General features: G+C 71.8%; 12 protein-coding genes. 5 read left to right on the top strand and 7 right to left on the bottom strand.

Annotated features, from left to right (window positions below):
- Window positions 1-89: 89 nt before the first annotated feature.
- Window positions 90-1,856: an aspartate--tRNA ligase gene (gene aspS / locus ACIRNI_RS04675; RefSeq protein WP_403548271.1), complete on the bottom strand. Its 1,767-nt coding sequence runs from the start codon at window positions 1,854-1,856 to the stop codon at window positions 90-92.
- Between the two features lie 120 nt (window positions 1,857-1,976).
- On the opposite strand from aspS, the gene ACIRNI_RS04670 reads away from it, so the two are divergent.
- Complete coding sequence (locus ACIRNI_RS04670; protein WP_403548269.1) at window positions 1,977-4,112, top strand: SpoIIE family protein phosphatase; 2,136 nt, start codon at window positions 1,977-1,979, stop codon at window positions 4,110-4,112.
- On the opposite strand, the gene ACIRNI_RS04665 is transcribed toward ACIRNI_RS04670, so the two are convergent.
- On the bottom strand, window positions 4,085-5,131 hold the full coding sequence (locus tag ACIRNI_RS04665) for an AI-2E family transporter (protein WP_403548267.1): 1,047 nt from the start codon (window positions 5,129-5,131) through the stop codon (window positions 4,085-4,087). The two genes, ACIRNI_RS04670 and ACIRNI_RS04665, sit on opposite strands and share 28 nt — an antisense overlap.
- 96 nt (window positions 5,132-5,227) lie before the next feature.
- Complete coding sequence (locus ACIRNI_RS04660) at window positions 5,228-6,208, bottom strand: pirin family protein (RefSeq protein WP_403548265.1); 981 nt, start codon at window positions 6,206-6,208, stop codon at window positions 5,228-5,230.
- A gap of 180 nt (window positions 6,209-6,388) precedes the next feature.
- On the opposite strand from ACIRNI_RS04660, the gene ACIRNI_RS04655 reads away from it, so the two are divergent.
- The gene (locus ACIRNI_RS04655) at window positions 6,389-7,684 is read left to right on the top strand and encodes a DUF4241 domain-containing protein (RefSeq protein WP_403548264.1); all 1,296 of its coding nucleotides are present in this window, start codon (window positions 6,389-6,391) and stop codon (window positions 7,682-7,684) included.
- Here ACIRNI_RS04655 and ACIRNI_RS04650 read toward each other — a convergent pair.
- The 3 genes from ACIRNI_RS04650 to ACIRNI_RS04640 form a co-directional block, all read right to left on the bottom strand.
- Entirely contained in the window at window positions 7,656-8,153 is a 498-nt protein-coding gene (locus tag ACIRNI_RS04650; protein ID WP_403548262.1) for a GNAT family N-acetyltransferase, read from the bottom strand. The genes ACIRNI_RS04655 and ACIRNI_RS04650 overlap by 29 nt on opposite strands.
- Window positions 8,154-8,220: 67 nt before the next feature.
- Window positions 8,221-8,802: a hypothetical protein gene (locus tag ACIRNI_RS04645; RefSeq protein ID WP_403548260.1), complete on the bottom strand. Its 582-nt coding sequence runs from the start codon at window positions 8,800-8,802 to the stop codon at window positions 8,221-8,223.
- 90 nt (window positions 8,803-8,892) lie between these two features.
- Complete coding sequence (locus ACIRNI_RS04640; protein WP_031072101.1) at window positions 8,893-9,345, bottom strand: SseB family protein; 453 nt, start codon at window positions 9,343-9,345, stop codon at window positions 8,893-8,895.
- 252 nt (window positions 9,346-9,597) lie between these two features.
- Between ACIRNI_RS04640 and ACIRNI_RS04635 the strand changes: the two genes are divergently transcribed.
- Window positions 9,598-11,424, top strand: a complete 1,827-nt coding sequence (locus tag ACIRNI_RS04635; protein ID WP_403548258.1) for an acyl-CoA dehydrogenase — start codon at window positions 9,598-9,600, stop codon at window positions 11,422-11,424.
- A 124-nt stretch (window positions 11,425-11,548) separates the two neighbouring features.
- On the opposite strand, the gene ACIRNI_RS04630 is transcribed toward ACIRNI_RS04635, so the two are convergent.
- Window positions 11,549-11,803, bottom strand: a complete 255-nt coding sequence (locus ACIRNI_RS04630) for a hypothetical protein (RefSeq protein WP_356645043.1) — start codon at window positions 11,801-11,803, stop codon at window positions 11,549-11,551.
- Between the two features lie 157 nt (window positions 11,804-11,960).
- Here ACIRNI_RS04630 and ACIRNI_RS04625 point away from each other — a divergent pair, with 157 nt between their 5' ends.
- Together ACIRNI_RS04625 and ACIRNI_RS04620 are read left to right on the top strand one after the other, a co-directional pair.
- A complete protein-coding gene (locus ACIRNI_RS04625) occupies window positions 11,961-13,259 on the top strand; it encodes a M18 family aminopeptidase (protein WP_403548255.1) in 1,299 nt (432 codons plus the stop codon).
- 78 nt (window positions 13,260-13,337) lie between these two features.
- Window positions 13,338-13,568 (top strand): hypothetical protein, encoded by a 231-nt coding sequence (locus ACIRNI_RS04620; protein ID WP_355351920.1) that lies wholly within the window; start codon window positions 13,338-13,340, stop codon window positions 13,566-13,568.
- The last annotated feature ends 3 nt before the right edge of the window (window positions 13,569-13,571 follow it).

Genomic DNA, 13,571 nt, shown 5'->3' with positions numbered 1-13,571 from the left:
AAGCGGGTCGTACCTGAAGAAGAGGACGGACCGAAAGGGCCCCGGGGCCGTGCACCTGCACGGTCCCGGGGCCCTTGCCGTAAAAGGGGTTACTTGTCGCCCAGCGGCTTGCGCACCGCGATGTGCAGTTCCTTCAGGCGCGACTCGTCCAGCTCCGTCGGCGCGCCCATCATCAGGTCCTGGGCGTTGCCGTTCAGCGGGAAGGAGATCGTCTCGCGGATGTTCGGCTCGTCGGCGAGGAGCATGACGATGCGGTCCACGCCCGGGGCGATGCCGCCGTGGGGCGGGGCACCGAAGCGGAGGGCGCGGAGCATGCCCGCGAACTCGTGCTCGACGGTGTCGCGGTCGTAGCCCGCGATCTCGAAGGCCTTCAGCATGATCTCGGGCTCGTGGTTCCGGATCGCGCCGGAGGAGAGCTCCACGCCGTTGCAGACGATGTCGTACTGCCAGGCGAGGATGTCCAGCGGGTCCTTCTCCTCCAGGTCCTTCATGCCGCCCTGCGGCATCGAGAAGGGGTTGTGGGAGAAGTCGATCTTGCCGGTCTCCTCGTCCTTCTCGTACATCGGGAAGTCGACGATCCAGCAGAAGCGGAAGACGTTCTCCTCGAAGTGGCCGGCGCGCTTCGCGGCCTCGACGCGGACCGCGCCCATGATCTTGGAGACCTCGTCGAAGTCGCCGGCGCCGAAGAAGACCGCGTGGCCGGGGGCCAGGGAGAGGCGCTCGGTCAGCGTCTTGACGTTGTCCTCGGTGAGGAACTTGGCGATCGGGCCGGTGAACGACATGTCCTCGCCGACGCGGATCCAGGCCAGGCCCTTCGCGCCGTGCTCGACCGCGAAGTCGCCGAGGGAGTCGAAGAACTTGCGGGTCTGCGACGCGACGTCCGGCACCGGCAGCGCGCGCACGTGCTTGCCCGCGAACGCCTTGAACTCGGAGTCGGCGAAGACGTCCGTGATGTCGACGAGCTCCAGCTGGGCGCGCAGGTCCGGCTTGTCGTTGCCGTACTTCAGCATCGCCTCGCGGAACGGGATCCGCGGGAACGGCGACGTGACGTGGCGCCCGCCGCCGAACTCCTCGAAGAGCTCGGTCATGAGCTTCTCGATCGGCTGGAAGACGTCCTCCTGCTCGACGAAGCTCATCTCGACGTCGAGCTGGTAGAACTCGCCCGGCGAGCGGTCCGCGCGCGCGTCCTCGTCGCGGAAGCAGGGCGCGATCTGGAAGTACCGGTCGAAGCCGGAGATCATCAGCAGCTGCTTGAACTGCTGCGGCGCCTGCGGCAGCGCGTAGAACTTGCCCGGGTTCAGACGGGACGGCACGACGAAGTCACGCGCGCCCTCCGGCGAGGTCGCGGTGAGGATCGGGGTCGCCATCTCGTTGAAGCCGAGGGCCACCATCTTGGAGCGGATCGCGGCGATGACCGCCGAGCGCAGCATGATGTTGCGGTGCATGCGCTCGCGGCGCAGGTCGAGGAAGCGGTACTCCAGGCGCCGCTCCTCGTTGACGCCGTCGTCCGTGTTGATCGTGAACGGCAGCGGGGCGGAGGCGCCCAGCACCTCGACCTCGGCGACCTCGACCTCGATCTCGCCGGTCGGCAGGTCGGGGTTGATGTTCTCGGTGCCGCGCGAGACGACCTTGCCGTCGACGCGGACGACGGACTCCTTCGTCTGCTTGTCCAGCGCCTCGTACGCGGCGGTGCCGGGCCGGGCGACCAGCTGCGTGATGCCGTAGTGGTCGCGCAGATCGATGAAGAGGATGCCGCCCAGGTCGCGCCGATTGTGCAGCCAGCCGCTCAGCCGGACGTCGGTACCGACGTCAGAGGCGCGGAGCTGGCCGCAGGTGTGGGACCTGTACCGATGCATCGTCGTTCATCCAGTCTCGGGATAGGGATAGGGCTCGACGCGTCAAGGGTACCGGCCGCACCCAGCCGGGTACCGAATCGCCGGTGGCGGGCGGTACCCCCGCCTTCTTAGAGTGGGTCAATGCGCACCGAGGACGTCCTGGCCGCGATCGCGACCGGCCTGTGGCGCTGGGACAACGCGACCGGGATCGTCACGCTCGACGCGGAGGCCGCCCGGCTGCTCGGGCTGCCCGCCGAGCCGGCGGAGCTGACGGAGGCCGCCGTACGCTCCCGCTTCCACCCCGTCGACTGGAACGAGATCGACGGGATCGTGAACCTCGCCGTCGCCGAGGGCACCCTCGCCGAGGCGCGCCTGCGGATCGTGGACGAGAGCGGCCGGGTGCTCCGTACCGTACGCAGCCGCTCCCGGCCCTTCGTCGACGGCACCGACTACCACCTCGTCGGCACCCTCCAGGAGGTCGCGGAGCCGCCGGCCGGCACCGCCGCCCGCACTCCCGTCACGGGTGACTGGCGCCGTTCGCGCGAGGCGTTCCTGCTGGACGCGGGGCGGGCGCTCGCGGAGGCGCGGTCGACGGCGGAGGTGCTGCGGGTGGCGGCGTCGCTGTCGATGCCCGGCTTCTCGCCGGACGGCCTCGCGGTCTTCGGGGTGGCGGGCGACCGGCTGACGATCATCGGGCACCACGGGCACAACCCGGGCGACGACGGGCCCTTCGCGGACATGCCGCTGGACACGGACTACCCGGCGGCCGAGGTCGTACGGTCGGGGCGGGCGATCTACCTGCCGTCGCCGGAGGAGTACCGCGCCCGCTTCCCGGCGACCTGGCCTCTGGCGCAACGTTTCGGCAGGGAGTCCTGGGCCTTCCTGCCGCTGATCGTCGCGGGGCGCACGATGGGCGCCTGGATGGCGGCGTTCAAGCACCGGGTCGCCTTCACGCCCGACGAGCGGTCGGTGCTGACGACCGTGGCGCGGATGCTGGCGCAGGCGCTCGCCCGCGCCGGGGTCGCGGAGTCCGAGCGCGAGCTGTCGCTCGGACTCCAGCGCACGATGATGCCGGTGCTCGGCCCGGCGATCCCCGGCATGGAGGTGGCCGCGCGGTACGTGCCCACGGGTGGCGGGCTCCAGGTCGGCGGCGACTGGTACGACATGATCCAGCTGCCGGCCGGCCGCGTCGCGCTCGTCATCGGCGACGTACAGGGACACGACGTACGGGCCGCCGGGCTCATGGGTCAGCTGCGGATCGCCCTGCGCGCGTACGCCTCCGAGGGCCACCGGCCGGACGCGGTGCTGTCGCGCGCGTCCCGCTTCCTGTACGGGATCACCGACAGCGCGGAGGGCGACCACGGCGGGCGCTTCGCGACCTGCCTGTACCTGGAGGTCGACCCGGCGACGGGCGCGGTGGACATCGCGCGGGCCGGGCACCCGGACCCGGCGATCCGGATGGCCGACGGGACGGTGGTGCAGCGGCCCACCGCCGGCGGGCTGCCGCTCGGCATCGTCGCGGACACCGACTACCCGACGACGCGGCTCACGCTGGAGCCCGGTGAGACGCTGATGATCTGCACGGACGGGCTGCTGGAGACCGGCGGGCACGACCTGGAGTCGGGCTGGGCCCGGATCCGCAAGCTGCTCGAACAGCACGACGGCGCCGACGGCCTGGAGGTGCTGGCCGACAGTCTGGTCCAGGCCGTGCACGGGCCCGGCTCGCACTACACCACGGGGCCGTTCGCCGACCGGCGCGAGGACGACATCGCGGTGCTGCTGCTGTCGCGTACCCCGGGGGGCGCGGCGCAGCGGGTGGCGGTCCGCCGCACCGCGCTGACCGTCGCCCAGGCGGAGCCGGAGCGGATCGCGGCGGGCCGGCGGCAGCTGCGCGAGCTGCTGCACGACTGGGCGGACCCGGAGCAGGTGGACGCGGCGGTCCTGATGGTCTCGGAGATGCTGACGAACGTCCTCGTCCACACGGACGGCGACGCGCTGCTGGTCGCCGAGGCGACGGGCGAGCACGGGGAGCGCCTCCTGCGCGTCGAGGTCGCCGACGCGAGCGACGAACTGCCGCACAAGCGGCGCCCGGGCGAGATGGCGTCGTCGGGCCGGGGCCTGCTGCTGATGGAGATGCTGGCGCAGGCCTGGGGCGTGGACCCGCGGGGCGAGGGCAAGTCGATCTGGTTCGAGCTCCGCGAGGGGGCGGCGCCGACGGAGTCGGCGGAGTCTGCGGGGCCCGTGGCGTTCTACGAGGCGGAGGACCCGCTCGCGTAACGCCTGCGCAGTTCGCCGAGCACCCCGAAGGCCGCCGCCGTCAGCGGCACCGCCAGCAGCATGCCGAGGATGCCGGCGACCGACGCGCCCGCCGTGATGGCCAGCATGACGACGGCCGGGTGCATCTGCACGGTGCGGGACTGGATCACCGGCTGGAGCACGTGCCCCTCCAGCAGCTGTACGGCGAGGACGACGCCGACCGCCCACAGCGCGATCACCCAGCCCCGGTCGGCGAGCGCGACGAGGATGGCGACGGCGCCGGAGATGAAGGCGCCGAGGTACGGGATGTACGCCCCGACGAAAACGAGCGCGCCGAGGCCCAGGGCGCCGGGCACGCGCAGGATCAGCATGCCGACGGCGATGAGCACCCCGTCGATCAGCGCGATGAACGTCGTGCCCCGCATGAACCCCTCCATGGCGCCGAAGGCGCGCCGGGCCATGGCCTCGACGTGGTCGGCGCTGTCGCGCGGCGCGAGCGAGCGCAGCGCCCGCATGGCGCGGCCGGAGTCGCGGAGGAAGAAGAAGACGAGGAGCAGGGCGAGGACCGCCATGGCGATCACCTCGCCGACCACGCTGAGCCCGCTGATCACACCGGAGGCCGCCGTACCGCCGAACTTGCCCAGCAGCTCCCGGGCGTTGGCGGCGAGGTCGCCGAGCGAGGTGCCGGCGGCGCCGAAGTGCCGGGCGAGGCCGTCCGCGGCGCGCCGCAGCGAGGTGAGGATCTGGTCGCCGGTGTCGATGAGCGCGGCGACGACGACGTACGTCGCCCCGCCGACGACCGCCACGACGGCTGCGCAGGTCAGCCCGGCGGCCAGCGACCGCTGGACCTTCATGGCGAGGAGCCGCCGGTGGAGCGGTCCGAGGAGCGCCGTGCCCAGGAGGGCGAGCAGGACGGGGGTCACGGCGGTCTGGAAGGTGACGCACAGCCAGACGCCGACGGCCGCGACGCCCGTCAGGAGCAGGACGACGACGCACCAGGCGGCGAGGCGCCGGACGGGCTCGGGCAGCAGGGTGTGCACGCCCCCCAGCGCACCACGCCCGGCCGGGGGCCGCCCGTGGACGGGCCCCGGCCGGGTGACGCGGCGTCAGCTGCCCCGGCCCGTCGGCCGGTGGCGTCAGCCGGCCTGGAGGCCGCCGGGCTTCATGCCGTGGACGGCGGGGATGCGGCCGAGGCGTCCGGCCTGGAAGTCCTCGAAGGCCTGCTGGAGCTCGGCGCGGGTGTTCATCACGAACGGCCCGTAGTGCGCCATGGGCTCCCGGATGGGCTGCCCGCCGAGGAGGACGACCTCCAGGTCGGGGGTGTGACCGTCCTGCCGCTCGTCGGCGCGCACGGTCAGCGCTCCGCCGTCACCGAAGACGGCGGTCTGCCCCATGTGGACGGGCCGCCGCTCGCGGCCGACGGAGCCGCGCCCGGCGAGCACGTACGCGAGGCCGTTGAAGTCCTCGCGCCAGGGCAGGGCGACCTCGGCGCCGGGGCGCAGGGTGGCGTGGACCATGGTGATCGGCGTGTGCGTGATGCCGGGGCCCTGGTGCCCGTCGAGCTCGCCGGCGATGACGCGCAGCAGCGCGCCGCCGTCGGGCGAGGTGAGGAGCTGGACCTGGCCGCCGCGGATGTCCTGGTAGCGGGGGTCCTTCATCTTGTCCTTGGCGGGCAGGTTCACCCACAGCTGGAGCCCGTGGAAGAGGCCGCCGGACAGGACGAGCTCCTCCGGCGGCGCCTCGATGTGCAGCAGGCCGGACCCGGCGGTCATCCACTGGGTGTCGCCGTTGGCGATGGTGCCGCCGCCCCCGTTGGAGTCCTGGTGGACGAAGGTTCCGTCGAGGAGGTACGTGACGGTCTCGAAGCCGCGGTGCGGGTGCCAGGGGGTGCCCTTGGGCTCGCCGGGCGCGTACTCCACCTCGCCCATCTGGTCCATCATGATGAACGGGTCGAGGTACCGGTAGTTGATCCCGGCGAACGCGCGCCGCACCGGGAAGCCCTCCCCTTCGAACCCGCTGGGCGCGGTCGTCACGGCCAGCACGGGTCGCGCGGCCGTCTGGGCCGGTGCGGCGACGCGCGGCAGGGTGAGCGGGTTCTCGACGGTCACGGCAGGCATGGCGTCCTCCTCGGGGTGGGGCTGCGTTCCAGATTAGTTGAATCCTGAACTTCCTGCCACTGGAACACGGCCGCGTGCTCCGGCATTCCCCCGTTCCGCCGTTCCCCCCGTTCTCCCGTAGTCCCGTAGTCCCGTTCCCCCGTGGTCCCGTTGTCAGTGGCGCCTGCGATCATCCCCGGCATGGAGAGCGAGACGGGAACGGTCGTCATCGAGGTGGCGTACGGCGAGGGCTGGGACCTGGCGGCCCGCGCACTGGTACGGCCCCTGAGCCGGGAGGCGGCGCTCGCGCGGGACGGCGCGGGCCTGCCGTACGCCGTGACGCTGCGGATACCGGGCCGCGAGGCGCCCCTCGAGGTCCGGCTGGTGTCCTGGCGGGACCACTACGCGGGGGTGTGGGTCTACGACGCCGAGGGCCGGCGTACGCACCACCTGGACCTGCGACTGCTCGACGGGGACAGGCTGCTGCACCGCCTCACGCGGCACTGGGAGTACGCCGACGCCGGGACCCCGGAGTTCGACGACGGCTGCGCCCGTACGACGCTGGAGCTGTTCCCCGACGGGCGGGGGTCGCTGGAGCGCCGCCGGCCCGGGCCGGGCGGCGGCACCCTCGTGACGACGCCGGACCTCGCGGAGGAGGAGCGGTGGCTGGCGCGGCCGGCCTTCGGGGAGTGGCCGCTGTTCTCGGCGGAGGCGGCGCAGGCGGCGGTCCTCGAGAACGCTCCGTTCCGCGAGGCCGAGGTGGAGCCCGGCGCGGGCGTGGAGCCCCGGGAGGAGTGGCACCCGCCGCGCCCCGGCGGCTACGGCGACCGCGGGGCGCTGTTCCAGCCCGGTACGCGCCTGGCCACGCGTCACCATCCCGAGATGACGGTGCTGGAACCGGACCGGAGCCTGCAGATCCGGATACCCGGCGGCGTCCTGGCCGTCGACGCCCCCGACAACGGTGACGGCCCGGCCTTCACGATCCCGGTCCCGCCGGGCACGTACCCGCTGGAGACGGCGCGGCTCTCGTACGGCTACGACTGCGAGTTCCGGGGCCGCTGGGTCACCACGACCGACCTTCCGGCCGTACGGCTCCGGCTGAGCGACGCGCCGCCGGTGCGGTGGGAGATGGCCCTCGGGGAGGACCACGACCCCCGGCTGCTGCCGGACGGCGGGGCGTACGGCTTCGACACCGACAGCGCGACGGGGTGCTTCGCGGACGGCGCCGCCTGGGAGCCGCTCAAGCGGCTGTACGCCCGGGCCTTGTTCGAGAACGACGAGACCGCGGGAGAGGACCTCTCGGGGAACAGGGACTCGATGTTCCTCATGCGGACGTCGGACGAGGCGACGGGCGCCGACCTGATGGCCTTCGCCACCGGCGGGGACGGCACCTACGCCGTCTGGCTGGGCCGCGCGGCCTCCGGTGACCTCGCCTGCGTGGACATACAGGTGGGGTACCTGCCTGACCTCAGAGTCCTGTCGGACCTTCGGCCGTGAGGTCCAGTTCGCCGATGATCTCGTCCTCGGCCTTCTCGCCGGTCGGCTGGAAGCCGAGCCCCAGGTAGAACCCCTCCGGCCCGTCCTTCCCCGGCACCCACGTCACCGTCGCGCGCGTGCCGCCGCGCCTGCGGATCTCCTCGCAGACCGCCTCGACCGCGAAGCGCCCGTACCCCTTGCCCTGCTCGTCGGCGGCTATGGCCAGCCGCCACAGCCCGGAGCGCGGCCGGGGGTCCTCGCACTCGGGGGCGAAGCTGATGTCGAAGAAGGCCATCACGAAGCCCACGAGGCGGTCGCCGTCGAAGACCAGCCGCGGCCAGGCGGTGTCGGCGTCGGGCCGTGCGTACGCCTCGGCCAGCGACCGCGCGACCGGGGCGACGAAGCGCTCCTGGTCCGGGCGGACGGTGAGCTCGCAGGCGGCGAGGACGTTGTCGGGGGTGATCTTCTCCAGGCGGAGCGCTGTTGTCATGCCCGGCACCCTAAGCGCCGCATCCCGGCTGGTCACGAGGTTTTCCGCCGGGCCGTCCGAGCGGAACTCAGCGCGACTGGAGGGCGTCCAGGGCGACGGTCAGGCACAGGGCGAGCCGGCGGTCGAGGGACGGGTCCTCGACGCGTATCGCGTACCGGTCGCGCAGGCCCCACTTCCGCTCGACCGCCATGACGGGCCGGCCGTCCTCCCGGGCGAAGTCGAAGTGGAAGACGAACGGGATCGGCACCGGAATCGGCAGGACCGCGTCCGCCAGCTGCACCGCACGGCGGGCCAGCGCGATCCCCTGGCTCCGCTCCCTGCCGGTGACCGGCGGCTCCTCGCCCTGGGTCAGGTGCCAGGTGGACCGCAGCAGCGAGGCCTTGCCGTCCTTGCGGAAGCTGCCGACGGGGGTGCCGTCGGCGCCGGTCACGTCGTACGTCGCGCCGAAGTCGATGAGGCTCTGCGCCTTGAAGCGGGCGAGCACCGTGGAGCGGTCCTCGCCGGTCCAGAGGGTGACCTCCTCCTTCAGCTTCATCCGCTTCTGCTCGGCGAAGGCGACGACCTGACCACCGTCGGGGCTCGTGATCACATAGCGGTTCACGAGCGCGGTGACCTTCTGGGTCATGAGGAACTCACTCATCTGCTGCATACGCGGAACGCTATGCGGCGCGGCGAGGCCGCTTCCTCATCCTCAGGTCGGAGACCGGCCCGGAGGCGCCGGGTCGTGTCCCTAGGGGCCCTAGCCGTACATCCGCCGCATCGCGAAGTCGACCATCTGCTCGACGGCCTTGGCGTCGAAGACGATCCGGTGGTCGCCCTCCATGTCGAGGACGAAGCCGTACCCGGTGGGCAGCAGGTCGATCACCTCGGCGCCGGTGATCACGAAGTACTTGGACTCCTTGCCCGCGTACCGCCGCAGCTCCTTCAGCGAGGTGAACATCGGGATGACGGGCTGCTGGGTGTTGTGCAGCGCGAGGAAGCCGGGGTTGTCACCGCGCGGGCAGTAGACCTTCGAGGTGGCGAAGATCTGCTGGAAGTCCTCGGCGGACAGCGACCCGGTGGTGAAGGCCCGCACGGCGTCGGCGAGCGAGGGCGGCGACGGCTCGGGGTACAGCGGCGGCTGCTGCGCGTACCCCTGCTGGGGCGGGGCGTACTGCTGCTGGGCGCCCTGGTTCTGGTCGTAGCCGTACATGGCCACCAGGGTACTGAGTACGAAGCGGGCTCGTGGGCCCACCACCCGCCCCCGGCACGGTTTCGGACAGCCGTCGGCGGCGCCGGCAGCATCGCGCGGCGGAGGGGCCGCCGTCGGCCTGCGGCGGGCGCGTCGCTCGTCACAGATCGCCCGATAGGGGTTGCTCTTATTACCGACGGGTAGCATCATCGTAGCTACTTGCTGGTACGTGTACGAGGATTCCGCCTCCCCGAGCCTTACGGAGCCGTCGCCATGGGGCACTACAAGTCGAATCTCCGCGACATCGAGTTCAACCTCTTCGAGGTCCTCGGGCGCGACAAGGTGTACGGCACCGGTCCGTTCGAGGAGATGGACGTCGAGACCGCCAAGAGCGTGCTCGACGAGATGCGCCGTCTCGCCGAGAACGACTTCGCCGAGTCCTTCACGGACGCCGACCGCAACCCGCCGGTCTTCGACCCGGAGACGAACACCGCGCCGATCCCGGAGACCTTCAAGAAGTCCTACAAGGCCTTCATGGACTCCGAGTACTGGCGCCTGGGCCTGCCCGAGGAGATCGGCGGGACCACCTCGCCGCGCTCGCTCATCTGGGCGTACGCGGAGCTGATCCTCGGCTCGAACCCGGCGATCTGGATGTACTCCTCCGGCCCGGCGTTCGCCGGCATCCTCTTCGAGGAGGGCAACGAGGCGCAGAAGAAGATAGCCTCGATCGCCGTCGAGAAGCAGTGGGGCTCCACGATGGTGCTGACCGAGCCCGACGCGGGCTCGGACGTCGGCGCCGGGCGCACCAAGGCCGTCCAGCAGGAGGACGGCTCCTGGCACATCGAGGGCGTGAAGCGGTTCATCACGTCCGGTGAGCACGACATGTCGGAGAACATCCTCCACTACGTGCTGGCGCGCCCCGAGGGCCACGGCCCGGGCACCAAGGGCCTGTCGCTCTTCCTCGTGCCGAAGTTCCACTTCGACTGGGAGACCGGCGAGCTCGGCGAGCGCAACGGCGTGTACGCGACGAACGTCGAGCACAAGATGGGCCTCAAGGCGTCCAACACCTGCGAGATGACCTTCGGCGACCAGCACCCCGCCAAGGGCTGGCTGATCGGCGACAAGCACGACGGCATCCGCCAGATGTTCCGCATCATCGAGTTCGCCCGCATGATGGTCGGCACGAAGGCGATCGCCACCCTCTCCACCGGCTACCTGAACGCGCTGGAGTACGCCAAGGAGCGCGTGCAGGGTCCGGACCTGGCGAACTTCATGGACAAGACCGCGCCCAAGGTCACCATCACGCACCACCCCGACGTGCGCCGCTCGCTCATGACGCAGAAGGCGTACGCGGAGGGCATGCGCGCCCTCGTCATGTACACCGCCGCGATCCAGGACGAGATCCAGATCAAGGAGGCGGCCGGCGAGGACGCCAAGGCGCTCATCGGCCTGAACGACCTGCTCCTCCCGATCGTGAAGGGCTACGGCTCCGAGAAGTCGTACGAGCAGCTCGCCCAGTCGCTCCAGACCTTCGGCGGCTCCGGGTACCTCCAGGAGTACCCGATCGAGCAGTACATCCGTGACGCCAAGATCGACACGCTGTACGAGGGTACGACGGCGATCCAGGGCCAGGACTACTTCTTCCGGAAGATCGTCCGCGACCAGGGCGCCTCGCTGAACGCGCTCGCCGAGGAGATCAAGAAGTTCCTGGCCGTCGGCACGGGCGGCGAGGAGCTCGCCCCGGCGCGCGACGCGCTCGCCAAGGCGGCCGTCGACCTGGAGGCGATCGTCGGCACGATGCTGACCGACCTCACCGCCACCGGCGAGGACGTCAAGAACATCTACAAGGTTGGTCTCAACACCACCCGCCTCCTGATGGCCTCCGGTGACGTGGTCGTCGGCTACCTGCTGCTGCGCGGTGCCGCCGTCGCCGCCGAGAAGCTGGAGACGGCGTCGGCGAAGGACAAGGCGTTCTACGAGGGCAAGATCGCGGCCGCGAAGTTCTTCGCCGCCAACGTCCTGCCGGGCGTCTCGACCGAGCGCGCCATCGCGGAGGGCGTCGACAACTCCCTCATGGAGCTGGACGAGTCCGCGTTCTAGTTCCGGCAGAGCTGGACGAGTCCGCGTTCTCAGTCCCAAGCGACGCGGCCTGGTCCCTATGGCGGCCCGCCCCCCGTGGTTCCCCGGGGGGCGGGCCGCCGTCATGTCACGGCGACCGCGAGGGTCATGCCGCCGACGCCCGTATCGACGCCCGCGCGACCAGCACCGCCGCCGTCACCGGCAGGAGGTCGCCGAGGCGCACGGGCTCCCGGTCCGGGGTCCCCGTCGCCGCGGCCGCGCACGCCGCGCACAGCGGCATCAGGAGCTGGGCGCGCCACTGCGCGCCGGGGGCCGCGCACGCGGCGCAGGCCGGGGCCGGGGCGAGGGAAGTCGGGGCAAGGGAAAGGGTGCGGGTGGAGCCGGTCGTCGTCGTGGTCACCAGGACACCTCCGGTCGCGTTCGGTCCAATGCGGTGGACTCGTTCCGATCGTCGCAGCCACCACTGACAATCGGCCCGGCAACGGCCCCGCCATCGCACGGCAACAGGCCCCCCAATCGCCCGGGCCAGGCCCGGTTTCCCGCCGTAAGGTGACCTCATGACCAGCTCTCCCGCCCGCTTCGACCGCGGCCACACCGACGACCTGATGTCCTTCCTGGCGGCTTCCCCGTCCCCGTACCACGCCGTCGCGAACACCGCCGAACGGCTGGAGAAGGCCGGCTTCGAGCAGGTGGAGGAGACCGCCGCCTGGGACGGGACGGCCGGCGGCAAGTACGTGATCCGCGGTGGCGCGATCATCGCCTGGTACGTGCCGGAGGGCGCCGCCCCGCACACCCCCTTCCGGATCATCGGCGCGCACACCGACTCGCCGAACCTGCGCGTCAAGCCCCGCCCCGACACCGGCGCGCACGGCTGGCGGCAGGTCGCCGTGGAGACGTACGGCGGGACGCTGCTCAACACGTGGCTCGACCGCGACCTGGGCCTGGCCGGCCGGCTGACCCTGCGCGACGGCAGCCACGTCCTCGCCAACGTGGACCGCCCGATGCTGCGCGTGCCGCAGCTCGCCATCCACCTGGACCGGCAGGCCAACGACGGCCTGAAGCTGGACCGCCAGCGGCACATGCAGCCCATCTGGGGCCTCGGCGACGACGTCCGCGACGGCGACCTGATCGCCTTCGTGGCGAAGGAGGCGGGCGTGGCCGCCGACGACGTGGCCGGCTGGGACCTGATGGTGCACGCCCTGGAGGCGCCCGCCTACCTCGGGCGGGACCGCGAGCTGCTCGCCGGGCCCCGCATGGACAACCTGCTGTCCGTGCACGCGGGCGCCGCCGCGCTCGCCGCCGCGGCCGCCGCGGGCGACGGCCTGGCGTACATCCCCGTCCTCGCCGGCTTCGACCACGAGGAGAACGGCTCCGAGTCGGACACCGGCGCCCAGGGCCCCCTCCTCGGCACGGTCCTGGAGCGCTCGGTCTTCGCGCGGGGCGGCGGCTACGAGGACCGGGCCCGCGCCTTCGCCGGCACCGTGTGCCTGTCCTCCGACACCGGCCACGCCGTGCACCCCAACTACGCGGAGCGCCACGACCCGACGCACCACCCGCGCGCGAACGGCGGCCCCATCCTCAAGGTGAACGTCAACCAGCGGTACGCCACGGACGGCAGCGGGCGGGCCGTGTTCGCGGCGGCGTGCGAGAAGGCGGGCGTGCCGTGGCAGTCGTTCGTCTCCAACAACGACATGCCGTGCGGCACGACCATCGGCCCGATCACCGCCGCGCGCCACGGCATCCGCACCGTCGACATCGGCGTGGCGATCCTGTCCATGCACAGCGCCCGTGAACTGTGCGGCGCCGACGACCCGTTCATGCTCGCGAACGCGCTCACCGCGTTCCTGACGGACTGACACCTCCCGTACCGCGTAGGCGTTCCGGGTCCGGGTACCCGGAACGCCTACGTTGTGTTGACGAGGAGGCGGAAAATCATGGGCCTGGGTGGCTGCATCATCCTGATAGGGGTGGGTGCGATCCTCACCTTCGCGACCGACTGGGAAGCCGAGAGCGTCAACCTGGATCTGGTGGGGCTGATCCTGATGGCGGTCGGTCTCATCGGTGTCGCGACCTTCACCAGCATCTACCGGCGGCGCAGGGCGGTCGTCTCCCCGGTGGTCGACCCGATGGTCGACCCCCGTGACGACCGCCGCCCGCCGCTGTGACGC

It is taken from the genome of Streptomyces sp. NPDC093546, from assembly GCF_044765045.1.
Lineage (GTDB): Bacteria > Actinomycetota > Actinomycetes > Streptomycetales > Streptomycetaceae > Streptomyces.
Note: the sequence above shows the minus strand (reverse complement) of the source record. Positions and strands in the feature narration are given on the sequence as shown.